Source organism: Lacrimispora sp., from assembly GCF_031982545.1.
Lineage (GTDB): Bacteria > Bacillota > Clostridia > Lachnospirales > Lachnospiraceae > Lacrimispora.
Genome location: NZ_DALYXB010000001.1, coordinates 61,743 through 86,378 on the forward strand (window position 1 = coordinate 61,743; position 24,636 = coordinate 86,378).

Annotated in this window: 20 protein-coding genes and 1 other annotated feature (1 of these 21 cut by a window edge); of the genes, 4 read left to right on the forward strand and 16 right to left on the reverse strand. The window is 43.2% G+C overall.

Going from position 1 to position 24,636, the window contains the following annotated elements; translation table 11 throughout:
• Positions 1–4: a binding site (T-box leader), on the reverse strand; it reaches 217 nt to the left of the window's first position.
• Positions 5–43: 39 nt separating this feature from the next.
• From ABS301_RS00275 to ABS301_RS00285, 3 genes are read right to left on the reverse strand one after another with little or no spacing between them, the layout of a single operon-like run.
• A complete protein-coding gene (locus ABS301_RS00275; RefSeq protein ID WP_349670288.1) occupies positions 44–859 on the reverse strand; it encodes a tetratricopeptide repeat protein in 816 nt (271 codons plus the stop codon).
• The gene (locus ABS301_RS00280) at positions 856–2,079 is read right to left on the reverse strand and encodes a DUF5716 family protein (protein WP_349670289.1); all 1,224 of its coding nucleotides are present in this window, start codon (positions 2,077–2,079) and stop codon (positions 856–858) included. Before ABS301_RS00280 ends, ABS301_RS00275 begins: the two co-directional genes overlap by 4 nt.
• Positions 2,080–2,094: 15 nt before the next feature.
• Positions 2,095–5,667 (reverse strand): DUF5717 family protein, encoded by a 3,573-nt coding sequence (locus ABS301_RS00285; protein WP_349670290.1) that lies wholly within the window; start codon positions 5,665–5,667, stop codon positions 2,095–2,097.
• 142 nt (positions 5,668–5,809) lie between these two features.
• On the opposite strand from ABS301_RS00285, the gene ABS301_RS00290 reads away from it, so the two are divergent.
• The 3 genes from ABS301_RS00290 to ABS301_RS00300 are packed head-to-tail and all read left to right on the forward strand — an operon-like array spanning position 5,810 to position 7,757.
• Complete coding sequence (locus tag ABS301_RS00290) at positions 5,810–6,961, forward strand: NAD(P)-dependent malic enzyme (protein ID WP_349670291.1); 1,152 nt, start codon at positions 5,810–5,812, stop codon at positions 6,959–6,961.
• A 21-nt stretch (positions 6,962–6,982) separates the two neighbouring features.
• Positions 6,983–7,507, forward strand: coding sequence for a DUF4364 family protein (locus ABS301_RS00295; protein ID WP_349670292.1), 525 nt, complete (start codon positions 6,983–6,985; stop codon positions 7,505–7,507).
• 37 nt (positions 7,508–7,544) lie between these two features.
• Positions 7,545–7,757 (forward strand): hypothetical protein, encoded by a 213-nt coding sequence (locus ABS301_RS00300; RefSeq protein ID WP_349670293.1) that lies wholly within the window; start codon positions 7,545–7,547, stop codon positions 7,755–7,757.
• 42 nt (positions 7,758–7,799) lie between these two features.
• Here ABS301_RS00300 and ABS301_RS00305 read toward each other — a convergent pair whose 3' ends face one another.
• The 13 genes from ABS301_RS00305 to ABS301_RS00365 form a co-directional block, all read right to left on the reverse strand.
• On the reverse strand, positions 7,800–8,756 hold the full coding sequence (locus ABS301_RS00305; RefSeq protein ID WP_349670294.1) for a D-2-hydroxyacid dehydrogenase: 957 nt from the start codon (positions 8,754–8,756) through the stop codon (positions 7,800–7,802).
• Between the two features lie 103 nt (positions 8,757–8,859).
• Positions 8,860–9,603 (reverse strand): amino acid ABC transporter ATP-binding protein, encoded by a 744-nt coding sequence (locus tag ABS301_RS00310; protein WP_349670295.1) that lies wholly within the window; start codon positions 9,601–9,603, stop codon positions 8,860–8,862.
• Positions 9,604–10,398: an amino acid ABC transporter permease gene (locus ABS301_RS00315; protein WP_349670883.1), complete on the reverse strand. Its 795-nt coding sequence runs from the start codon at positions 10,396–10,398 to the stop codon at positions 9,604–9,606.
• Positions 10,399–10,499: 101 nt separating this feature from the next.
• Entirely contained in the window at positions 10,500–11,378 is an 879-nt protein-coding gene (locus ABS301_RS00320) for a transporter substrate-binding domain-containing protein (RefSeq protein WP_349670296.1), read from the reverse strand.
• 67 nt (positions 11,379–11,445) lie between these two features.
• A complete protein-coding gene (yihA, locus tag ABS301_RS00325; RefSeq protein ID WP_349670297.1) occupies positions 11,446–12,045 on the reverse strand; it encodes a ribosome biogenesis GTP-binding protein YihA/YsxC in 600 nt (199 codons plus the stop codon).
• Between the two features lie 12 nt (positions 12,046–12,057).
• Entirely contained in the window at positions 12,058–14,376 is a 2,319-nt protein-coding gene (lon, locus tag ABS301_RS00330; RefSeq protein WP_349670298.1) for an endopeptidase La, read from the reverse strand.
• Between the two features lie 78 nt (positions 14,377–14,454).
• Positions 14,455–15,756: an ATP-dependent Clp protease ATP-binding subunit ClpX gene (gene clpX, locus ABS301_RS00335; RefSeq protein WP_349670299.1), complete on the reverse strand. Its 1,302-nt coding sequence runs from the start codon at positions 15,754–15,756 to the stop codon at positions 14,455–14,457.
• A gap of 148 nt (positions 15,757–15,904) precedes the next feature.
• Complete coding sequence (gene clpP / locus ABS301_RS00340; protein ID WP_349666663.1) at positions 15,905–16,525, reverse strand: ATP-dependent Clp endopeptidase proteolytic subunit ClpP; 621 nt, start codon at positions 16,523–16,525, stop codon at positions 15,905–15,907.
• Positions 16,526–16,576: 51 nt separating this feature from the next.
• Positions 16,577–17,863, reverse strand: a complete 1,287-nt coding sequence (gene tig / locus ABS301_RS00345; protein ID WP_349670300.1) for a trigger factor — start codon at positions 17,861–17,863, stop codon at positions 16,577–16,579.
• Between the two features lie 113 nt (positions 17,864–17,976).
• Positions 17,977–20,952: an EAL domain-containing protein gene (locus ABS301_RS00350; protein WP_349670301.1), complete on the reverse strand. Its 2,976-nt coding sequence runs from the start codon at positions 20,950–20,952 to the stop codon at positions 17,977–17,979.
• Positions 20,953–20,955: 3 nt separating this feature from the next.
• Positions 20,956–22,401: an extracellular solute-binding protein gene (locus tag ABS301_RS00355; protein WP_349670302.1), complete on the reverse strand. Its 1,446-nt coding sequence runs from the start codon at positions 22,399–22,401 to the stop codon at positions 20,956–20,958.
• A 15-nt stretch (positions 22,402–22,416) separates the two neighbouring features.
• The gene (locus ABS301_RS00360) at positions 22,417–22,977 is read right to left on the reverse strand and encodes a DJ-1 family glyoxalase III (RefSeq protein WP_349670303.1); all 561 of its coding nucleotides are present in this window, start codon (positions 22,975–22,977) and stop codon (positions 22,417–22,419) included.
• A gap of 1 nt (position 22,978) precedes the next feature.
• Positions 22,979–24,040 (reverse strand): galactose ABC transporter substrate-binding protein, encoded by a 1,062-nt coding sequence (locus ABS301_RS00365; protein ID WP_349670304.1) that lies wholly within the window; start codon positions 24,038–24,040, stop codon positions 22,979–22,981.
• Positions 24,041–24,179: 139 nt separating this feature from the next.
• Between ABS301_RS00365 and ABS301_RS00370 the strand changes: the two genes are divergently transcribed.
• The gene (locus ABS301_RS00370) at positions 24,180–24,632 is read left to right on the forward strand and encodes a CYTH domain-containing protein (protein WP_349670305.1); all 453 of its coding nucleotides are present in this window, start codon (positions 24,180–24,182) and stop codon (positions 24,630–24,632) included.
• Positions 24,633–24,636 lie beyond the last annotated feature (4 nt).

The following is a 24,636-nucleotide window of genomic DNA, read 5'->3' on the forward strand; positions in this document are numbered from 1 at the left end:
TTTCCTGTTATCTAGTATATGATAGAAGCTTTTTGCCGTTTTGTCAAGACATAATATTACGGTATTCCTTCTTCCACTTGGAAACCAGTTCTCCTGCTCCATGGAAACGCTTGATGGGATCTTTCTGGAATAAGTTTTCCAGTTCAAGCAGGCTTTTTGCCTTCCCTGCGTTTTCGTTTGCCACCGCCCGTTCTTCTTTGCATACTTCCTTTAATTCTTCCGTCATCAAAGACACAAAACGTTCTCCCGGCGTTACAGACGGGTTCCACTGGCTTAAGTGGCAGATCTTTTTTAATACTTCTTCATTATTAACCAGGTCATATGATTTTTCATAGGTTCTGCATGCTTTATCCATCAGGAACAGCCGGGCATAGGCAGCGCCTAAGTTATGATAGACTTTTGCGGTAAAACTGTCACTGCCCCGATCCGCTCTTGCCATATCAAGAATTCTGATATAGATAGAAACCGCCTTGCCGTATTGATTCTTCTGAAAAAGGAAATCCGCTTTTTGCTTTAACAGTTCAGACTGGGGCAGTCTGCGAAATGCAGCCAGCTGCTGACGAAACCGTCCCACTTCCGCAGCGCTGTAATAATCACATTCGTGAAGAATCATCGCCAGAAGCTCATCTTCCTCTTCCCCGCTTTTCTGCCATTTTTCCAGCTTTGCTGCAAAAAACGCCATATCAAGATCTTCCCGGATAAACTCCAGCAGGCTTTCATCCACAAAGCCATCCAGTACCAGAAGGGGATGATTATAAATCACATAACAAAGTTCCTGGGAGGAAAAAATACGCACTCCCAGATATTCAAAATAAAAAGGCCTTTTTACCGGTTCCTGCCGGCATAAAATCAGGCTCATAGCATGACCTCCTGCCTGATCACCGTATCGGTAGCAGGGAACAATTCTCCAAATCCTTTATCCTTTAATACCACCGCCATGGTTTTCTCATCCAAAAAACCAAAACTGATTCCCAGTCTGGTCGTCCGGTCCGGGCGGTTGGGGAATCCCTCCAACGGTATCTTTACCAGCCTCTTTTGTTTGGGGTCCATGGGCGTTACCATAAACTCCACATAATCCTGTTTGTCTACAATTAAATCAACGCTGCTTTTTGCCTCATACCAGTTGTCCCCTGCTGCAGCAACTACCAGCTGACTCTCCCGTTCCTTATGAAGTACACGTAAGGATACGGTAGAATGAAGATGGCCGTCACAGATACAGACAAAGGGATAAGCGGTGTTATCCTGCAGATAATCCATCCCCTTAAAGGCAGCACCTCTGGCAAACAGCTCCGGCTCCATATAAACCTTTTTTCGGGAGCAGAGTACTTTCATGGAATCTTTTGCCCAGTCATGGCGTTCAAATCCTTTCCCTGTTAAAAATACAGAAGAAAAGAGTTTCTTTTGCAAAAGCCGGTCTGCACAGGAGCTTAAGATTTTATCTGCAAGCTTTCCACCGGAAGGGGTATCTAATATATCCAGATTAAAGCTTTCTTCCAAAGCCTCATGCTCTGCAATCACAATCATTTTCCGAAGTCCTCTCTGGACCTTAAGCTCATGATAATGAAAGGAGTCTTCTGACAAATCAAATACGCCCACCTGATTGCCCCATACTTCTTTTTTCTGACTCAGCACATAGTAAACAAAGCTTTCCGTATGGCTGATAATATGAACCTTCTCCCGCTCAATCCCAAGGGAGTCCGCACAATACATCAGCGCATCCATCAGTTTTGTGTCCACTTTCTGCATGGTAATTACCAGTTCTTTAATCTCCTCACAGAAGAATTCTTCCATAGGCAGTTTTATTATTTTTTTCAAAAATAGCTTCAGTAAGTCAAGACCTTCATATTTTGTACCGCCTAGAGTTGCAGTACCGTCTTTTCTTACCATCTTTATCAGCTTGTCCACAATGATGCCTTCTCCCACAAGAGTATAGGCGTATGCTTCTTCTCCTATGTACCAGGCTTCCTCATCCTTTTTCTTACAGATAACCGTAGGAATACTCCATGATTTTTCTCTGTCATGGCAGCATATCCGGGTATAGGCATCACACAGATCAAGCCCTATTATCAGTCCGTCCATTGACATCCCCTTATCTTACATCAGTGAAAATATTTCTTCTGCAGCAGCATTTTTCTTTAAATACTCCTGCATCCGTTTTTTAAGCCCGGTCTCGTCCTTCAAATTAAGAGACAGGCTCATTTCGTTTAAGCAGGCATATCTGCTGTCCGAATCTTCCGGTGTCACGCCTGCCTCGCAGCTGACGCTTCCCTCTTCCTTTAATACCCATTCCTCGTCAACCAGTTCTTTTACCTGGTATTCCATGATTTCGCCTTCAAACAGTATCTTCTGTTTTACGAAAACGCCCTGATACATACGGGTAATATCCTCACTGTGATATTCTTCTTCATCAGGAAGAATCCTGATTTCAAGATCAATTTTAGAATCCCGTTCTGCACAGTGGGAAATCATGGCCTTATCCATGATATCCTCTGGCATGGCCATATATTTTGCCAGTTTTTTATAGTATGGAAATACCAGACGTTCTTCCAGCAAAAGGGATACCATGTTTTTTAACAATTCTTTCTGCTGCTCATCAATGGCCGGCAGCTGAGAATAATATCTGGTCAGAGCCAGTAAATAGATGGTTGGAAAACGGCCTTTCTGAGCTGCAGCCTGTATGATTCCTTCCAAATATGAAAATACCCATTCTTCCGGCTCTTTCTCATTCATAAAATAGTCGGTGCACTTTATGGTAAAATATGCTTTTACAATGCTCTCACCAGGCTCTTTTCTATTTTGGTACAGATGAAAAACCTTATCCAGTCTTAGGGTGTCGCCGCTGAACATCATCTGTGCGGACAGACGTTCTTCCAGATCATAGGTCTCCACATGAAGAGAGACTCCCTGCAGCAGAATCCGGTACATCTGGCTGCTGAGGCCATTATAATGTTCACACAGGTAATCCAGAAGAACGCTGTCGTTCTCCTCTTCTAAAAAAGCGGTATATGCCAGATGGAGTAAAAGTCCATCCTCACGAAAGAGATTTTTAAGAATCATCTCCGTGCAAAGCTTATGAAGCTGTTTGGAACTGATCCCTTCCACGCCGAAATCACGGATCATTTTGTAAGCTTCTTCCATGTAATTGTTGTGGATCAGCGTATCACAGACTCCCGCCCGTTCCTGCCTGGTAAGTACCTTTTTATCAAGCTTTAATAAGTATCCGGCTCCCTCTCCCTGTTCTGGCGCAGTTTCTGACTGCCTTTGATAATATTCAATGACTCTTGAGAGCAGCAGCTTCTGGTAAAACGGCCGCAGATTTGGATCTTCCAGTGTGCTTTCCAGAATCTGAACCTCTTTTGCATCTTTTGCTCCTTCAGCCAGAATCTGATCACATACACGAAGCCGAAGCATGGAATGCTCCGGATACAGTTCAAAGCATCGGTCTTCCAGCTCGGTCCGTTCCATCACCGGATCCTTCTTATATGGAATGTTGGCGTACCGGTTTCCATAGGCATCCTGGAAAAGCAGAATGCTGTGTTCGGAAAACAGAGGTACATAGGCAACTCCGTCATTTAAAAGAAAGGCATCTTCCTGTGTCATCTCTTCATAGCAGACAATTACATATTTCATTTTTTTATTGCTGCATTCCACACGGTAAGAGCGCAGAATAGAGGGAAGCACTTTTGCCATGGATAAATCCACTACTTCCTTTAATAAAATACGCTCATAGATGGCAGCCAGGTAATTATCGATTCTGGATTCAAAAAGCTGTTCTGTCGCAAACTTTTCAATGACCCGTTCATAAGCCTGATAAAGCGGGTCAGCCGGCTCTAAATATACGAGAACATTCTTATATAAAACACTTCTGCTGTAAAGATCCAGTTCGCTTCCACCATAGGAAAAATAAAGAAGCACTTCCTTGGGAAGCAGATAGCAGTAGTTCTTCGGCAATGCATAAATATAGTATTCATAAAGCCTGGTCAGGCTGATTCCCGCCCTGATTCCCTTCTCATACCAGGAAAAGGCCTCTGAATTACGGCACTCCCCTTTGATTAACAGGGAACAGATGGCTTCTAACACCTCTTTTTCAGAGGTCTCTTTGTACAGCCTGCAAAGCATCCGGTAATGCAGCCGGTTATAGTGCTTGGCTGTGAGAGTGAGCCTGCAGATCTGTGTGATCAGCCGTTTCTCTATAATCCCTTTTCCTGCAGAGGAAAACAGGATCTGAAGCTCCATGGGACCAATGACACGCATCAGTTCCGGAGCGCTGTTTAAAACATGACATCCCCACACATAGAAAAAGGGGCTTCTTACCCCTGCTTCATATTGACGCTTGAGGATTGCCAGTAATGCCGGAGGATTCTCAAGCAGCCGGCTGTCTGATTTTGTCAGAAGTCCAAACAGATAAAACAGATGCTGATCTTCTTCCAGATATTTCTTCATCAGACGGACAAGAGATTCCCTCTGGTATTCATCGGGCTGGATCTCAAGTCTTAAATACTGGTAATAACAGTAAATCTCTTTCTTTTCCTGTCTCTGTGAAAGAATCTCATCCCGGCTGTCATCGAGGAAAAGGGCAGCTTCTGATTTCTCTCCTGCAAACAGTCGGCATTCCGCACGAAGCAGTTTAATAAGACCTGACTCTCCCTTCATCAGTTCGATTTCATCCAGTGCCTTCTCCATCTCTTTGCACAGGGGATCAGCCGGTTCTTTCCCGGTCTCTGCTTCCAGGCGGAGCCGCAAAAATCGGCCGAATGCCTCTTTTGCAAAGGCGTCCTCCGCCGATATTCCTCCTCCGGGGTTACATACCGATGTTACTGGTATCAAAAAGCACTCTTCCACTCCGTTTATCTGAATTCTGCCATAATTTTCTCCCTGATGCATACGATCCGGGTGTACAAGAAAGGGCAGCTCACATCTGTCATCTTCAAAATCCTGCTCGCCAATTGTCTTCTTTGGCAGCTCTATAAAATCACAGTCAGTTGTCACTTCCAGATTGATATAGCCCCAGCTGCTGCGCTTTAACTCAACCCAGTCCTTAACAACATCCTCCAGTTCTCCATATCTGCGTTCTCCGGTATCCACCGATAGTTCAACCGGCTTTTTTACCTTTAACGCTACAAGAAACTCTTCCAGTTCCTTTCTTCTGTCAGGCCGGCCCTTTAATCCGTCATAAATTGCCCTTACATGCAGGTCCTTCATAAACGGAGCCGTAACAAAATCGCGGTACTCGAACAAGCGAAGAGCCGTATCCATATCTTTTTTTGCAGTATCTGCAAAATTCTCTGCTGTCGTTAAATCACTCAGTGCTTTCCCTGACGTCCCAAGCTCCACCCGAAACGAATAAGGGACCTCCTTCTCGCCGCCATTGGTAACCAGATAAAAAGATCCCTTAATAACGTCCCCATCTTCCATGAAACTGCTGTTAATCTCATAGACCAGATGGTTGTATGTACCTCCAAACGACCCGCTTATCATACGAACGCGGTAATCAGAGGAATATGCAAGCCCTTTTATATGCAGGTTATTCTCACTGGTAACGACAAGTTCCCGCCTCGTGGCTCCGCCCGAACGCACCACATCATCAATTCCCGATGGGGTAACCTTTATCTTTGGAATTTCTGAATCAATGATGCCCTTTGCCAGCCTGTTGATTCGTTCTCTCATAGTACCACCTGTATCTTCAATTTCCTTATGTTTTTCGTTTGCTTCATTCGAATTACTCTATATTCTAACATATTTTCTATTGATTTAAAACCCTAAAATTGGTATGATAAATAAAAACTGTTGAAAAAAGGACAAACTCATTATGACAACCAACGAGAAAGCATTATTGCTTCATGAAAAATGGGGCGGAAAGCTGGAAATTACTTCCAAAGCAGCAGTAAAAAGCAGGGAAGATTTAGCCCTTGCCTACACCCCCGGAGTAGCGGAGCCCTGTAAGGTAATTGCAGACAATCCGGAAGCTGCCTATCAATATACCATAAAGTCCAACACCATTGCTGTTGTATCCGATGGCAGCGCTGTTTTAGGACTTGGTAATATCGGTCCACTTGCAGCCATGCCGGTAATGGAAGGCAAAGCCGTATTATTTAAAGAATTCGGCGGAGTCAATGCCATTCCCATCTGTTTAGACACACAGGATACAGAAGAGATTATTAAAACCGTCGTTGCCATTGCTCCTGCTTTTGGCGGAATTAACCTTGAGGACATTTCAGCGCCAAGATGCTTTGAGATTGAAGATCGGTTAAAGAAGCTGCTTACCATTCCGGTCTTTCACGACGACCAGCATGGTACTGCCATTGTAGTTCTTGCCGGAGTGATCAATGCCCTGAAAGTAACAGGGAAAAAGAAAGAAGACTGCCGGGTGGTAGTAAACGGCGCAGGCTCTGCCGGTATTGCTATTACCAGACTTCTGCTGTCTTACGGATTTTTGCATATCGTCCTTTGCGACCGGGCCGGTATCCTTTTTAAAGGAATGGAAGGCTTAAACTGGATGCAGGAAAAGATGATGGATTGCACCAATCTGGAGGGTCAGACAGGAAACCTGGCTGATGCCATGAAGGGTGCCGATATTTTCATCGGAGTATCAGCTCCGGGAATTGTAACAGAAGAGATGGTATCTTCCATGAATTCTGATTCCATTCTTTTTGCCATGGCAAACCCGGTACCAGAAATCATGCCGGATCTGGCAAAAAAGGCCGGCGCCAGAGTTGTTGGTACGGGAAGATCTGATTTCCCCAATCAGGTGAATAACGTAGTAGTTTTCCCAGGTATTTTTAAAGGTGCACTGGAGGGAAGGGCTGCTGCTATTACAGAAGAGATGAAGCTTGCTGCTGCTGAGGCCATTGCCGGTCTGGTAGCGCCTTCGGAAATAAATGAAGACAATATCCTGCCTGAGGCTTTTGATCCCCGAGTGGCAGATATCGTCAGCCGGGCGGTAAAAGACCATATCCGGTAATAGAAAGATGGAGGTTATCCGATGCTCTCAGAACCTATGACACTATATAAGCTGATGATTCTATACATGCTGAAGCAGGTAAACTTTCCCCTGACCAGTGCACAATTATCTAACTTTTTTCTGGAGCATGAGTATACCACATATTTTACGTTGAATCAGGCATTGAATGAACTGTTAGAGGCAAGACTGCTACATGTGGAGTCCAATCACAACAGCAGCCGGTACGACATTACCAGAGAAGGGGAAGAGACCCTTTCCTTCTTTGGTAATAAGATATCACCGGCGATTGTCCATGACATGGATGAATATTTAAAAGAAAACAAGTTCCGTCTCCGCAACGAAGTTGGTGTAACAGCAGATTACTATAAATCCACATCCCAGGATTACATTGTTCACTGCGAAGTAAGGGAAGGTAAGAACTGTCTGATTAATCTGGAACTATCTGTTCCGGATAAAGATCAGGCAGAAATTATGTGTGACCACTGGAAGTTAAAAAGTCAGGAAATCTATGCATTTGCCATGAAATCATTGATGAGTGGATCTTAGGAACCCTGTCAGAAGATGGAAGTAAGGGGGAATTCGTTTGAAAAAAGTTCCAGTAAAAAAAACATGGTATCACTTAATATCAGACCATTATCAGTCTTTGAAATTACAGCACAAAAAGAAGATGTTCCGGTTAAAAGCCAAGTTGTTTCTCACTGTCTTTCTGCCGTTTCTGATTTTAGTGCTGGGAGCCGAAGTGCTTCGTACATTCTTACGGATCAAGATACGCGATATTTTTTCCCGCAAAGAATGAAAGGACTGATCACATAAGGCGGCTGTCATCAGCCGCCCCTTTTTACCTGATTCGATTTCTTTCCTCTCCGCCAAGGTAAGAAACGATGTTTTCATACACTTCATACAGACATCTTCTTCTGGCCTCAACCGTAGCCCATGCGATATGGGGAGTAATAATCAGTTTTGTGCTGTCCTTCATCTGCAAAAGGGGATTATCCGGCAGCATAGGTTCTGCACTGATTACATCCAGTCCTGCTCCTGCGATTTCTCCTGTTTCCAGAGCTTTTAAAAGCGCTTCTTCTCTTATGATATTTCCCCTGCCCAGATTCAATAGAACAGCAGTTTTTTTCATTTTCTTTAATGCATCTTCATCTATTAAATATTCTGTAGCAGAATTTAACGGGGCATGTATGGATATGATATCTGACTCGTTTAATAAAGTATCAAATTCAACCCGCTCCCACAGAGAATTACTGTTATTACCGGAGGTGGAATAATAGATTACACGGCAGCCAAAGGCTTCTGCCACCTTTGCCACTCCTCTCCCAATCTCTCCAAGTCCGATAATGCCCCAGGTTTTCCCGTAAAGTTCATTGAATTTTATTTCAAAGTTACTGAATATATCACTGGCTGCGTACTCTCCCGACTTCACAAACTGATCGTAATAGGAAAGCTTCTCATATACATAAAACAACAATGCAAAGGTATGCTGTATCACAGACTGAGTGGAATATCCTTTTACATTGGTGACTGCGATGTTCCTTTTTCTGACATAATCAAAGTCTACAGTATTGGTTCCGGTAGCTGTCAGGCAGATGAGTTTTACATGCTGGGCATCTCTTAGAGTTTCCTCATTCATGGGAATCTTATTTACCACAATCACATCTGCATCCTTTACCCGCTCCTGGTTATATTCTGGTTCTGATTTATTATATTTTACCACCTCTCCCAGATTATAAAACGGTGTATAATCCACATCATCACCCAAAGTATCCGTTTCCATAAAGATGATTCTCATATGTACCCCCTTTTCGTTATCTATTTTTTTGTTACCAATATATCAAAAAGGAGCCCGCTCTACAACTGATCATTCAGTTATTTTGCGACAGCTCCGTCTGCTTCTAACCCTGCATAAACCGGGTCAAAAATTCCTTTGTTGAGTTTTTCTGAGGATTTCCAAATATATCAGCTGGTGCTCCCTCTTCTTCAATCACACCACCTGCCATATAAACCACATGGTTGGACACATCTCGTGCAAACGCCATCTCATGGGTTACGATGATCATGGTGAGCCCTTCCTTTGCAAGTGTTCTCATAACTGCAAGAACTTCTCCAACCATCTGGGGATCCAGGGCGGAAGTTGGTTCGTCAAAAAGAAGAATCTCCGGTTCCATGGCTAGTGCTCTTGCAATGGCTACCCTTTGCTTCTGGCCGCCTGAAAGCTGTCTTGGCTTGGCATTAATATAAGGCGCCATTCCAACCTTCTCTAAAAACATCATGGCTTTCCTTCTGGCTTCTTCCTTATCTTTCTTTAATACTTTCACCTGACCAACCATACAGTTTTCTAATACAGTCATATTATTAAAGAGATTAAAGTTCTGAAACACCATACCAACTCTGGTACGGTATTCGGGAACATTCATCTTCCTGTCTGTAATATCCACATCATGGTATAAAATCTCACCGGTAGTAGGTGTTTCCAAAAGATTGATGCAGCGCAAAAGAGTGGATTTTCCTGAGCCGGATGCTCCAATAATACAGGTCACATCTTTGGCATCTACATTGAAATCAATATCTCTTAATACTACATTGGTTCCAAATGTTTTGCTTAAATGACGAATTTTTAACACATTGCTTTCAGCCATTTATTTATCCTCCTTCTCTTTTGGGTCCGGAAATTTCACCATTCCACTGGTATAGGCTAAGGTATCTGTTGTAGCCAGATCGTAGCTGTCCGGTCCATCCATCTTTTTCTCCCAGTGCCGGAGAATTCTGGAACAGGTAAAGGTCAGGACAAAGTAAATGATCATGGTGATGGTAAATGCTTCAAAATACGTATAATAAGCTCCTGCCACACCCTTTGTCGCATAAAACAGTTCCACGACTCCGATAACAGAAAGTACACAGGTATCCTTAATATTAATAATTAAGTTATTGCCAATCTGAGGCATGATATTACGAAGTGCCTGTGGCATGATAACACTTAACATGGTCTGGTAATGAGTCATACCAATGGCCTTTGCTCCTTCTGTCTGACCTGGATCGATTGAAAGGATTCCACCTCTGACCGTCTCTGCCATATAGGCTCCTGTGTTGATTGAGACTATAAAATAGGAGGCAAATACAATAGACATGTTAATTCCTAAAAGTGCGGAAGATCCATAGAAAATAAACATGGCCTGAACCATCATGGGGGTTCCTCGGAAAACCTCTACATAAACATTTAAAATAAATTTAATTCCTTTAATCAGTATCTTTTTAAACAGATTATCCTGCTTTGATTCCGGAGTGGTCTGAATAATTCCCACTGCAAATCCGATCACACAACCGATCAATGTGCCTACAATGGCAATCGCCATTGTTTTGCCAGCCCCTGCTAAGAAGGACGGACCATAATTTTGCAGAATAAATACCATTCTTCCAAAAAAATCTGATGGCAAAGACATATATTACCCTCTCCCTTTCACAGCTTGGTTAAAACAGAACAAGGGGCACGGAAAAACTCCCATCCCGTGCCTGCAAGCTCCGATTCATCTTATTATTATTTTGAAAGCGGCTGTACTTTAATTGCCTCTTCCATCATCTTGTTAAAATCGTCCTTGGTCATCTTGCCAAGTACTCCGTTTATGGCATCTTTTAATTCAGCATTTCCTTTTTTAACAGAGACACCAATATTAATGTCCTCATCAGAAACTTTGAACTGACCTTCTGTACCGGTAAAATCAAGGAGTTTGAAATCAGGATATGCAATTAAAGCTGCCTGACCAGTTGGCTTATCTGTTACTACCACATCACATCTTCCAGAACTTAAAGAAACAAGCATGGCAGGAGCGGATTCCTGAGCCGGCTGAATATCAGCGTCTGGAATCTGTGGAATACAGTTATCATACCAGATGGTGTTTAACTGGGATGTAGCAACTGCACCCTTTAAGTCAGCAACACTTTTTGCATTCTCGAACTTACCGCCGGCTTTTACTAAAGCTACGATGGTTGCAAAATAATATGGATCAGTGAAATCAACGGACTGCATACGCTCTGCAGTAACAGATTGTCCCGCGATAACGCAATCAACCTTTCCTGATTGAACAGCCGGTACCAAAGAATCCCAGTCCAGCTTCACAATCTCCAGGTTATAGCCCAGCTCGTCAGCAATCTTCTTCGCCATCATCACATCATAACCATATGCATAATCAGAGCCTCCGGAAATCTTCACTGCTCCGTTTGCATCGGTTGGCTGAGTCCAGTTGTAAGGAGCATAGCTGCACTCCATGGCAACTTTTAATACTTTTTTGTCTCCTGCTTCTTTTCCTGTACCGGAAGTGCCTGCTGTGGAGTTACCGCCTGCACAGGCAGTCAATGCTGACGCTGCCAGAGCTGCTGCCATGAGAGTTGATACAATTTTCTTCATAGTTTTTTTCATAACTGTTTTCTCCTCTTTCTACCATAATGAACTCTATGTAATAAATAGGTTCATTATAAAAAGATTTTTACTCCTTGTCAAGACTATTTACAGATTCATCGATCAAATCCCAGATTTCTTCTCTGCCCTGTTTTGTCTCCGCTGAAAACGGAATTACGGTCACATCCGCTCCGATTCCCAGTCCGGTCCGCACTATTTTTAATGCCTTTGCAACCTGACTTCGTTTCAGCTTATCCAGCTTGGTGGCAATAATAACCGGCTGATATCCATTACTAACGATCCAGTCATACATGGTTTTATCATTATCTGATGGCTCGTGACGAATATCAATCAGTAAAAACACACATTTCAGCATAGGCGAATTATGAAGATAATTTTCAATCATCTTTCCCCATTTTGCTTTTACTTCTACGGATACCTTTGCATAACCGTAGCCGGGAAGATCCACATAATACAGCGTGTCATTAATATTATAAAAATTAATAGTTTGTGTTTTACCTGGAGAGGAAGAAGTTCTTGCAAAGGACTTCCGGTTCATAAGTGCATTGATGAGAGAGGATTTGCCCACGTTTGACTTACCTGCAAATGCAAATTCCGGTTTTGTGTTCTCCGGAAGCTTGCTGGTAATTCCGCATACAGTCTCCAGTTCTACGGTTTTAATAATCATGTAATTTCCTTTCTATTCCTGGACGAAAGCCTCTTTTAATACTTCTGGCATTTCCTTTACAAATACAATTGTAAGGCCTTCTGTGATCTCTTCTGATAATTCTGCAATATCTGGACGGTTTTTATCCGGAACCAGAACTTTTTTCACATGTGCCATACGTGCGGCAAGAATTTTCTCCTTTAAGCCTCCGATGGGAAGAACCCGGCCTCTTAAGGTTATTTCTCCTGTCATGGCAACGGTTGCATATACCTTCCTGTTGATAGCTGCAGAAAGCATGGCAGTTGCCATGGTAATTCCTGCTGAAGGGCCATCCTTTGGAACTGCTCCCTCCGGGATATGAAGATGAATGTCGTGTTTCTCAAAATAATCATCGGGCACGTTGTATTCCGGTCCTACTGATCTGACATAGCTTAAAGCAGTCTGTGCCGACTCCTTCATAACGTCTCCCATTTGTCCTGTTGTCTGAAGGGTTCCTTTGCCAGGCATTACATTTACTTCAATCTGCAGAGTGTCACCGCCTACGCTGGTCCATGCCAGACCTCTCACAATTCCTACCTGGTCTTCTTCGTTAACATTGTTATAGGATACTTTTTCTTTCCCTAAGTACTTTTCCAGCTGACACTCTGTCACCTCAATGACACGGCTTTTGTCTTCCAGAAATTCTCTGGCTGCTTTTCTGAAAACTGAACTGATCCGCCGCTCTAAGTTTCTGACTCCGGCTTCTCTGGTATAATTGTGTATGATCTTTTCAATTGCCTGATCCGTTATGGTAACTGGCTTTCCCATAAGACCATTTCGTTCCTGCTGCTTTTTCACCAGATAGTTTTTGGCAATATGGAATTTTTCATTCTCAGTATAACTGTTTATTTCAATCACTTCCATTCGGTCAAGAAGAGGGCCGGGAATGGTTGTTATGGTATTGGCAGTTGCAAGAAAGAGAACATTGGATAAATCAATGGGAAGTTCAATGTAATGATCCCTGAATTTTACATTCTGTTCACTGTCAAGCACCTCTAACAGCGCGGAAGATGTATCGCCTTTATAGTCACTGCTGACTTTGTCAATTTCATCAAGAAGCATCAGCGGGTTATTTACACCTGCCTGTTTGAAAGCCTCTGCAATTCTGCCAGGCATAGCGCCCACGTACGTTTTTCTATGTCCTCTGATCTCCGCTTCATCCCGGATACCTCCCAGGCTGATTCTTACATATTCTTTATTCAGCGCTTTGGCCACAGATCTTGCAATGGAAGTCTTTCCTGTTCCAGGAGGTCCAACCAGGCATAAAATGGGGCTGGTTCCTTTTTTTGTAAGAATCCGGACTGCTAAATATTCCAGAATCCGTTCTTTTACTTTTTCCAGGCCATAATGCTCCTCATCCAGAACCTGCTGTGCGTGAATGATGCTGTTGTTATCCTTTGACATCTTCTTCCAGGGAAAATCAAGAACTGTATCCAGATACATCCGGACAACATTGGCTTCCTGGCTTCCTCCTGGCATGGATTTAAAACGGTCGATCTCTTTTTGAATCTTTTCTTTTATTTCTTTGTCTGCTTTTAATGCTTTCAGACGTTTGGCATATTCATCACTGTCTGAAAGCGGATTATCTTCTCCCAGCTCTTCCCGGATCACTTTCATCTGCTCTCTTAAAATATAATCCTTCTGATTCTTGTCAATCCGTTCTTTCACATGGGACTGTAATTCCTTTTTCACCTTAGTCACTTCAATTTCAGTAATCAGGTGTTTCATAACCAGAGCATACCGTTCTTCCAGAAGTACGCTTTCAAGTACCTGCTGGCGGAGACGGTAATCCCAAGATAGCTGAACTGCAACCTGATCCAGAAGTTCCCCCAAATCCGGAATAACCAGCAGGCCAGGAACAACTTCCTTAGCAATCCTTTGATTTTCTTTGCCATAGGCTTCCAGCTTTTCTTTCACGATTTCAGCCATTGCCTGTATGGTAACCGGATCTAATAGATCCAGCGGCACTTTAAGTTCTTCAATCTCACCTACAAGAAGAGGTTCTTCACTTTCAAGAGTCAGAAGCTCTGTCCGCTCCAGACCTTCTACCATGACACGAATCACGTTGTTGGGCAGCTTCACCAGCTGTTTGATTAAAGCAACCGTTCCTACCTGATATAAGTCTTCTATTCCAGGATCGGTTTCTTCCGGATTTCTCTGAGTTACCAGGCATACCTTCTGATCCCCTACCATGGCCTTTTCAACCGCCGCGATGGATTTCTCCCGGCTGATATCAAAGTGCAGCATCATTTTGGGTAGAACAGTCATACCTCTCAGGGCAATAACCGGCATTGTAATTGTCTTATCTACCATTTGGTTCTCTCCTTTGCATTCAAAAAGGTGTTCCAGCAGATTGATTCGCTGTAACACCTTCCCGACTCATGCAGGGATCTATGCGATCTCGCCTGTCTTATCTTTTCTCAATTTCTGAGCCAGTGATTTTCTGGGAACTGCCGTGTCCCGATAGACCAGTTCCGGCTCTCCATTTTTATCCACAACCTCTTTGGTAATTCTGCAGATTCCGATGCTGCTGTCTGATGGTATCTCATACATCAAATCCATCATAACGCTTTCCATAATGGAACGTAAGCCTCTGGCACCGGTTTTTCTTTCTACCGCCAGCTCTGCGATCCGTTCCACTGCATCAGCGGTCAGTTCCAGCTTCACATCGTCCAATTCGAATAATTTCTGGTATTGCTTAATCAGTGCGTTCTTCGGCTCAGATAAAATCTTAACCAGAGCTTCCCGATCTAACAGTTCCAGTGATACGGTGATGGGAACGCGTCCGATAAATTCAGGAATCAGCCCAAATTTAACCAGATCCTGAGGCAGGGTTTTCTTTAAGAGATCATCAATATCCGTCTTATTCTTATCTACAATCTCTGCATTAAAACCAATGGATCCTGCACTTAAACGGCGCTCAATAATTTTCTCCAGACCATCAAATGCTCCGCCGCAGATAAATAAAATGTTGGTGGTATTGATCTGTAAAAGTTCCTGGTGTGGATGCTTTCTTCCACCCTGAGGCGGAACACTGGCAACCGTGCCTTCCAGAATCTTTAATAAAGCCTGCTGAACACCTTCACCGGAAACATCTCTGGTGATTGACACATTCTCCGATTTCTTCGTGATTTTATCAATCTCATCAATATAAATGATTCCAAATTCTGCTCTGCTGATATCATACTCAGCCGACTGGATCAATTTTAAAAGGATGTTTTCTACGTCTTCACCAACATAACCGGCTTCAGTAAGGGCAGTAGCATCTGCAATGGCAAAAGGTACGTTTAAAACCTTAGCCAGAGTCTGCGCAAGATAAGTTTTACCAGAACCCGTAGGTCCCAACATCAGAATATTGCTCTTTTGTATATCCACATCCAGTTTTTTGCCGGATGTAATTCTCTTATAATGGTTATATACTGCTACGGACAACACCTTTTTTGCTTCGTCCTGCCCAATGACATACTCATCTAAAAAAGCTTTCATTTCCTTTGGCTTCATCAGATTAATGTTGCTGAAATCAGGTGCCTCTTCATCATGGCCGTCAAATTCTTCCTCTAATATCTCTGCACACAAATCGATGCATTCATCACAAATATAGACATTATTGGAACCGGCAATCAGTTTTTTTACCTGATCCTGGGTTTTCCCGCAAAAAGAGCATCGGATCTTGTCGTCTGTTCTGACCGGCATATACACACCTCAAACTTTCCTTGTTAATGGCTCACGTTTTTTGAGCATAAAGGGATACCCGAAGGGGGCTCCTTGTTAATGGCTCACGTTTTTTTGAGCATAAAGGGATACCCGAAGGGTGCTCCTTGTTGATAGCTTCCGCTCATACTTAGCGGTCGTGACTGTAAAGAATATTATCAATCAGTCCATAAGCCTTTGCTTCATCAGCAGTCATGTAATTGTCACGTTCTGTATCACGTTCAATCACTTCGTAAGGCTGACCGGTATTAGCTGCCATAATCTCATTTAAGCGCTTCTTAATCTTTAATATATTCTCTGCAACGATGCGAATTTCAGTTGCCTGACCTTTTGCTCCGCCAGAAGGCTGGTGAATCATGACTTCTGCATTGGGAAGTGCAAAACGTTTGCCCTTTGCTCCGCCTGATAAAAGAAATGCTCCCATACTTGCCGCCATACCCATGCAGACCGTAGATACATCGCATTTGATATAGTTCATGGTGTCATAAATTGCCATTCCTGCAGTGACAGAACCGCCCGGGCTGTTAATGTAAAGATTGATATCCTTTGTGGGGTCCTCTGCCTCTAAAAATAACAGCTGTGCCACAATAAGGCTTGCCGAAACATCAGACACCTCTTCACCGAGAAAAATAATTCTCTCTTTTAAAAGTCTGGAATAAATATCGTAAGAGCGTTCCCCCTTACTGGTTGATTCAATGACATAAGGTACTAAACTCATCTTTCTTCCTCCTGTCTGTTCTTTCTCACTCAAAACCGAATAGACTCCGGACAGGATGTCTGGAATCTACCGGGAATAAAACTCTTAAACTAATTTCGCTTCTGCTACCAGGAAATCAACAGCTTCCTGTACTGCCAGATCTTCTTTCATCTGAACAATGCCGCTTTCGCCAAGATATTCTTTAATCTGTGAAACTTCCATCTTGTAGCTTTCAGCCATAGTTGCAATTTCTTTCTCTACTGCTTCATCAGAAACAACAATATTCTCTGCCTTGGCAACTGCTTCAAGAACCAGTCTTGTCTGAATTCTCTTTAATGCCTGTGGCTTCATCTGCTCTCTTAATGTCTCAATCGTCATTCCAGTAAATTTCATATACTGGTCAAGAGAAAGTCCCTGGCTCTGCATTCTTCTTGCATAGTCATTCACCATGTTGTTTACCTGGCTGTCGATCATTGGCTCAGGAATATCCATCGCTGCGTTCTCTACAACCTTCTCTACAACATGATCCTCATTCTCAGTAGCTGCTGCTTTCTGTTTTCCTTCAGCAACTTTTTCCTTGATGTCATTTTTGTATTCTTCTAATGTATCATATTCAGAAACTTCACCAGCGAACTCATCGTTTAATTCTGGAAGTTCTTTTCTCTTAACTTCCTTAACTGTAACCTTAAACATAGCTGGTTTACCAGCAAGCTCAGTGGAATGATATTCATTAGGGAATGTTACGTTTACTTCACATGCTTCTCCAATGTTCTTTCCAATCAGCTGCTCTTCAAATGTATCGATAAAGGAGTGGGTACCAATGGTAAGTGGATAATCTTCTCCTTTGCCGCCGTCAAACGGTTTTCCGTCAACAAAACCTTCAAAGTCGATGACTGTCTGGTCGCCATCTTCCACAGCTCTGTCTTCTACAGTAACAAGTCTGGAGTTCTGTTCCTGTACTTTCTTTAATTCTGCTTCAATGTCCTCTTCTGTTACTTCAGCAGTTGCTTTGGTTACTTCGATTCCTTTATACTCGCCTAATGTCACTTCTGGCTTTACAGCTACAGTAGCAGTGTAAATTAAGTTCTGGCCTTTTTCAACCTGAACAACGCTGATCTCTGGTCTGGAAACGATATCCAGTCCGCTTTCCTCTGCAGCATCGCCATATGTTGCATCAAGAGCTTCATTGACAGCGTCCTCATATAAGACACCTGCTCCATACATCTTTTCTACCATGGCACGTGGTGCTTTGCCTTTTCTGAAACCAGGGATGTTAAATCTGCCCTTATTCTTATTGTAAGCTGCGGTAAGAGCCTTCTCAAACTCCTCAGCCGGCACTTCAACCGTTAATTTTGCCATGTTCTTTTCTAATTTTTCCACTTGTAAACTCATTAATGGGTTCCTCCTTGAGATATATGTGAACCGCCTTACCGACAGGGCGTTACACTTCAATTTAGCATTATACCATACTCGTCCCCTAAATTCCAGTATTATTTACGATAAAATCAGGTTTTTCCTGCAAGCGCCTTCATCTTCCCGGCAATGTAAGGATCAAGGGGACGGATCTCGATTTGAGGCCTGGCGATATAGTATCCCTGGAATAAAAAGATGCCGCAATCCAGTAAAAATACCAGTTCCTCTTCCGTTTCCACGCCTTCCGCCAAAACACAGATATCATTGTTTATAGCAAATTCAAGTAGATTTTTTAATATCATCTGCCTTTTTGCATCCTTGTGTATCTGCCTGACCAGACTCATATCCACCTTTACAATCTCCGGCCGCATATGCAGAAGAACGGATTCGCTGTTATATCCGGTACCGAAATCGTCCACAGCCGTCTGTCCCTGCCATTTTCTTGCCATCTCCATCTTACGGGCCATATATTCCCGGCTGGCAGGCTCCCCTTCTGTCATCTCAATAACAATCCGGCTTAAAAGATCGCCAAAATTATCTTCCAGCAGTCCCTGCTCCTCTTCGGTAATACACACAGAAGCAATGGAGTTAATAAACAGCTTTTCTGCCTCTCCCAAATGCCCTTTTTCCTTCTCAGCTGCCGCAGCCCTTAAACCGGCAAACCAGGTCAGAGATTCTATCTGAGGCAGCTTTGCCTGAGATCTTGCCAAATTTAAGACTTCGCCGATCCCTTTTAAATTTGTAAAATGAGGTCTCATCAAAAGCTCATATCCGTATATATTACCTTCTCTTGTTACGATTGGCTGAAAGACAAAGCTTACATCTCCGGTTTCCAGCATTCGGTTCAGTTCTTCACTGCCTGTCAGCATATAAGAATTCTGGGAATACTCATCAATATCAAATTCTCTTACATTGCCTTTCACACTGTGTTTTACCATGTACATGGCAAAATCAGCATAATTAAACAAGGTTTCAAAATCTGTTGCATCACCAGGATACCAGGACAATCCTCCTGAAACACGGACCGGAAGCATATATCCGCCTTCCATGGTAAGAGCCGCCTTTTGAATGTACTTTATAAAATCACGAATATCTTTTCGTATTTTCTCTTTGTCATCTCCATGTAAGTAGGTCACAAATTCATCACCGGAATAACGGGCTAAAATTCCCCTTCCGGCAAAGCTGTTTTTTAAACATTCTGCAAACAGAATCAGGTAACGGTCTCCTTCATCATGCCCATATGTATCGTTGATATACTTTAAATTGTCCAGATCCCACATGATGACTGCACCGTACTTCTCCCTCTGGGATGCCATCACGGACTCCACCTGTTCCCGGAATGCCCTCCTGTTATACAATTCAGTCAGTAAATCAAAATTGCGTTCCCATTCAAGCTTTTCCTTCTCCTGCACATCTGCAGTCACATCAGAACAGACTCCAAGAATGGTTCCTGACTTTGACTCATCTAAAATAACCTGTACCCATCGTGTTTTGCCATTCATCTGGAAGCTTTGAATCACCCGGTCCCCCCTCATCTTCACACCGGTAAACGTCTGTTCCATCAGCATCTCAAATCTGTCAACTTTCAGATACCGGTACGGCTCCTCTATATTCCCCCAGCCAAGCATCTCAAACAGAGACTGGCTGCAAAAAACCAGACCGTCTCCTTTGGCGTATTCAAAAACTCCGATCATAACATTGGCATGGCGCAGGATACTGGAAATCTTTGAAGAGGATTGCTCCACATCACGGCTTAACTGCTCAATTGTTTCCGTAAGATCATCGATCTCACGGATGTAAACCCTTTTTAATGACAGTCCTCTGTTACCGGATTTACCCTTTAACTCGAAAGACAGTCTGCGGATGGGATCCGTTACAATCTTACCAATGACAAATGTTCCCAGAAAGCTGAATAGAACCGGAACCAGCATGGTACTGAACAACATACGTCGAATGGCATTATAAAAGGCAAGAAGATCCTTTTGCTTTGCCATTCCCACAAGCACCCACTCTTCTTTTTCCATTACTCCGTTATTGGCATAAGCATCAAGGCTTTTAATACTGGCATACCACTTCGTTCCATCAGACGATTCTATTTCGCTGACTGATTTCTTATCGTTGTCTGTATAAGACAGTTTTTTGACATCATTAAAATATTGATTGTAGAGATAACCGGAATCCATCACCGGAACAATTGTTTTTGTCTCTTTATCCCGCATTCCAAGAAGCCAGCATTCCTCAAAACTGCTGTTGGTCTGTTTCTCCGATAATATCTGTCCCAGCTGGTTTAAGGTCATCTCAAGCCCCCATACTCCCGCAACTGTCCCATCGTTTAAAATAACCGGAACTGAATAGGTGATAACGGGTATATCTCTGGGACTTAAGCGAAAAGGCTGACTTAAATAGGCCTGATTTAAGGCATCGGCCTTATTGGTTCCCGTCTGTAAGGCCAGGCTAAGAGGCTTTTGGTAAAACTCACTGTTTTTTAAATCTCCTCCATTACTAAAGCCTATTTCCCAGAAGGAATCCAGTGGTATCTTATATTTTTCTGCCACAGAGGGCAATCCCCGCTCCATGAGGAGAGAAGAATTGTCTGTTAAATATCCTCCCGTATTGGAGTTTCTTATGTAAAATCCCGCTTTTACATCATTGGAACTATTGGCTGCTGCCGGACCGTCAAGAACAAAATAAACTCCGGTCGCATAACTCATATGAAGCATATCTATGGATTTTTCTATGATCTGTTCCACTATTTCCCGGTTTAGCCTGTAATCTTTTGAAATATCAAGCGGACTGCTCCCGTTCTTCTTTAGAATCTGCTCCACTTCATCAGAAACGAAGGATGAATGGTTCAGCATAACAATCCAGTGATAGAGAGTCTCCTTCTCTAAGTCAACCCTGATGTTCTCTGTATTCTGGCTTAATATGTGGATTTCATTATTTTTTAGTTTAACAGAAACTCCGCCGAAAAGCACGGTACCGGCAATCACTACCGCCTGCACAACCAGCAATATCAGCAGCGGTCCAAGCAAACGGGTTCGTATGGACTCACTTTTCTTCTCTCTCATAAATTACTCTCCGATGACTGTTCCCAATTGCTTCCTGGTATCTTCGTACCATTGATTAAAATTCTCATCTGTTACGAAATCAGCAACCGCCCTCTCTCTGTCAGCCCCCTGCGTCACCAGTGCCTCAATCTTCTGGTAATCTTCTCTTGCCTTTGAAACCATGGAAGTCTGAAGGATCTCTCTTGCACGATCCCCTCCTGGAAAAGGTTTGGATGTATACAGTCTGTACCTGTTCGCTGTATCAAGCCCTATGCTCAGGTTCTGTGATACTGCACTATTTTCTCCAGCCTCCTGTAAAAAAGGCTTTAGAAGTGACTGTTCCGCCGCTGCCTTTTTTACTGGCAGATAACCGGAACCAATGGCAAACTTCATATTCTGACTGGTATCGGTAAACCATTTCAAAAAGCAGACAGCTGCATATTCCCGTTTTTCCTCTGATTTTAGAACCATCATTCCGGCTCCCTGGGAAACCGCACAGGGGACCGTACCTGCAAATCCGGGAAGAGGGTACAGTTTGCTTTCAATCTCATAGTTTGTTCCGTCTTCAAGAGTTACAGAGGTAGGAAAATAAGAGATTCCACTGGTCGCTCCTACAAACGCCACAAGCTGTCCGGTTTTCACATCATCGCTTCTAAATCTGCCGTAAGCTCCAAAATATCCATTTACAAACGGGATATAGTAATTATCCCATAGTTTTTTCATCGCCTCTTTGTCAAAGTCAAGAACAGTTTTCCCGTCTTTCACGGAAAATATCTCATGTCCCAGCTGCAGACTACCAATGATCATGTAGTTAGCAAATGCATCTCTGCCAAAAAACGCTTTTCCATCACCCGGGGTTTCAGTCAGACTGTCCGTCCACTTGTAATAAGACTGGGATACTCTGGTAATCCCTTCCCAGGTGGAGAATGCATCTTCCGTCTCACCAGTAGCAGCTGCAAACTTATCCCAGTCCGTCTTATTTACAGTGAGGATCTCAGTGGATTTGGCAATAGGAAATACTTTAACAGAATCACCATCACCAAATCTCCCCTCTTCCATGTAGGCATCCACATATTCTGATATCTCATCGGAGGTAAGATAATCACTTAAATCTGCAGCCAGACCCATTCGGTCCACCTCATAAACTTTATCTGCGTAAGCAGAAAAAACATCAGGAAGGGGATCCGAACCAACCCTGTGTTCAATACTCTCATTGATGGTGTTGCTCAGTTCATCAATACTTCCTTTGTTATAAGCTTTCACGACAATTCCTTTTTCTCTGCCCTCATTTTCATTAAATGCCCTGACCAGATTGTCAAATTCCTCTTTCTGGACACCATTATAATAATGCCAGACTGAGATCGTAACAGGATCCTTGGAAGAGAGTCCATAGGGGTCCTTTTTCTCACATCCGGCAAGCAGAAATAAGCAGGAAACGAAAGCGATTGGTACTATCCAATTCTTTTTCATAAGTTCACCTGCCTGTTACATGGGGTTCTGGTCGTATTGAATTGCCTCTTTTATTTTACGTGCATGATTTTTATCCACCAACAATGCCAACAGCTCGATGCCCATGTCAAGCGCATATCCAAGCCCTCTGGCTGTTGTAATATTACCGTCAGTCACCACACCCTGTCTTACTACGTCAGCTCCTTTTAGTTCCTCTTCAAATCCAGGAAAACAGGTAGCTTTTTTTCCCTCCAGCATTCCAAGTCTTCCAAGAATGCTTGGAGCCGCGCAAATCGCAGCGATTCTGCGATTGTCCTGATTCGCTTCGTTTAGTGCGTATACTAATTCCTGGCTGGCTCCCAGATTCCTGGTTCCCGGCATACCTCCCGGAAGAAATAGCACATCTCCATCTTTTAAATTGGCCTGCTCCATTAAAACGTCTGCCTGAAGCTTAATTCCGTGTGATCCAGTCACATTCTTTTTACCAGTCACTGAAACAAGTTTCACATCCTGACCCCCTCTGAGCAGGACATCAACCACAGCAAGCAGCTCCACCTCTTCTGACCCATCTGCTAAAAACGCATAAACCTTCCCCATATCAATCGTCTCCTTTCCATTTTTGAAATGTACTGTTCATGGTAATCTTGATATAATCCACCAGATACCTTGTCTCGGCATCCTCTCCCCGAATCAGCCGGATCAGCGTATCGGCAGCAGTCTGAGACTGTCCCTGATGGTCATTTAAAACCGTTCCGGTGATCTTACCCTCTTTTATATATTCCACAGTTTCTAAAAGTGCATCCACGCCTACCAGAGATATATCTTTTCCCGGTATCATACCGGCTTCTTCTACCGCCTCAAGCGCTCCATTTGCCATGGCATCGTTGTTGCAAAAAATCACATCAATTCTGGGACCATAAGTTGATAAAGCCTGCGCAGCAAGCTTTTTCCCCTCTTCCCTGTTCCAATTTCCCACACCAGAAAAAAGCTCTTCTGTTTTTACTCCTGCCTCTGTCAGTGCTTTGATGGAATACTCCGACCGATACCGGGCTGCATCACTGCCTTCTTCTCCCTTTATCATCACATAAGAAACGATTCCATCGTTGTTTTTGTCACCCTTACCTGGAGTTTCAAGAATAATCTGTCCCTGATAGGTTCCCGCCTGCTTTGAATCCGTTTCCACACTGGAAACCGCCATATGATGGTCTTCCCACCGTTTTCGCTCTGATTCATCCGGCTCACTGTTAATGAAAACCAGTGGGATACCTGCCTGGCTGCAAGTGTCTGCGATTGTTCCTGCAGCCGAGGTCTCCACAGGATTAATTATAATTCCGCTACACTTACTATCTATAAAATCCTTTATCTGCCGGTTCTGTTCATTCTGATCCCCGCCTGCATTGCGCATGATGATCTGGGCATGATAAGTCTCTTCCAGATATTGTTTTAATTCAGACCGGTAAAGCTTCATAAATGTGTCGTCGTAGCGATAGATGCTTATGCCGATTTTGGGACCTTCTGCTGCTTCAATTCCTTCCGTACCAGCTTCCTTATCCGAACTTTCCCCAGATTTTGGCTCAGCACTTTTTCCTGCGCAGCCTGTTACAAAAACCACTGCCAATACCAGAAAAAAGAAAGCTGTCCGCCTTATCATGCATTTCATATCATTAATCTCCTGATTTTTACTGTATTTTCCATATTACCACGTTTTTCTTCTTTTTGCCACTATCTTCTATTTTTTATCCTATTGTGGTATACTAACCCTGTTTTATAGTCCAATACATGGAATCAGGAGGTTCTTCATGGAAATCGAGCGCAAATATCTGGTCACCAGTCCGCCGGAAAATTATGAGTCATTTCCCCATCATTTTATTGAACAGGGATATTTATCGACAGACCCTGTCGTGCGGGTTCGAAAAGAGGATGAGTCATATATCCTAACCTATAAATCCAAAGGGCTTTTAGCAAGAGAAGAATACAATCTTCCCTTAAACGAAGACTCCTATCATCACTTAATCAGCAAAACAGACGGCTGCGTTCTTACAAAAAGAAGATATTTAATTCCTGTGGAACACTGCGATCATCTTACCATCGAACTGGATGTTTTTGAAGGCCGCTATAAAGGACTGATGCTTGCTGAGGTTGAATTTGAAAGCCTGGAGGAAGCCCACTCCTTTACTCCCCCTTCCTGGTTTGGGAAAGATGTCACATTATCCGGGGAATACCAGAACAGCCGGCTCAGCCAGATGCCGTAATTTT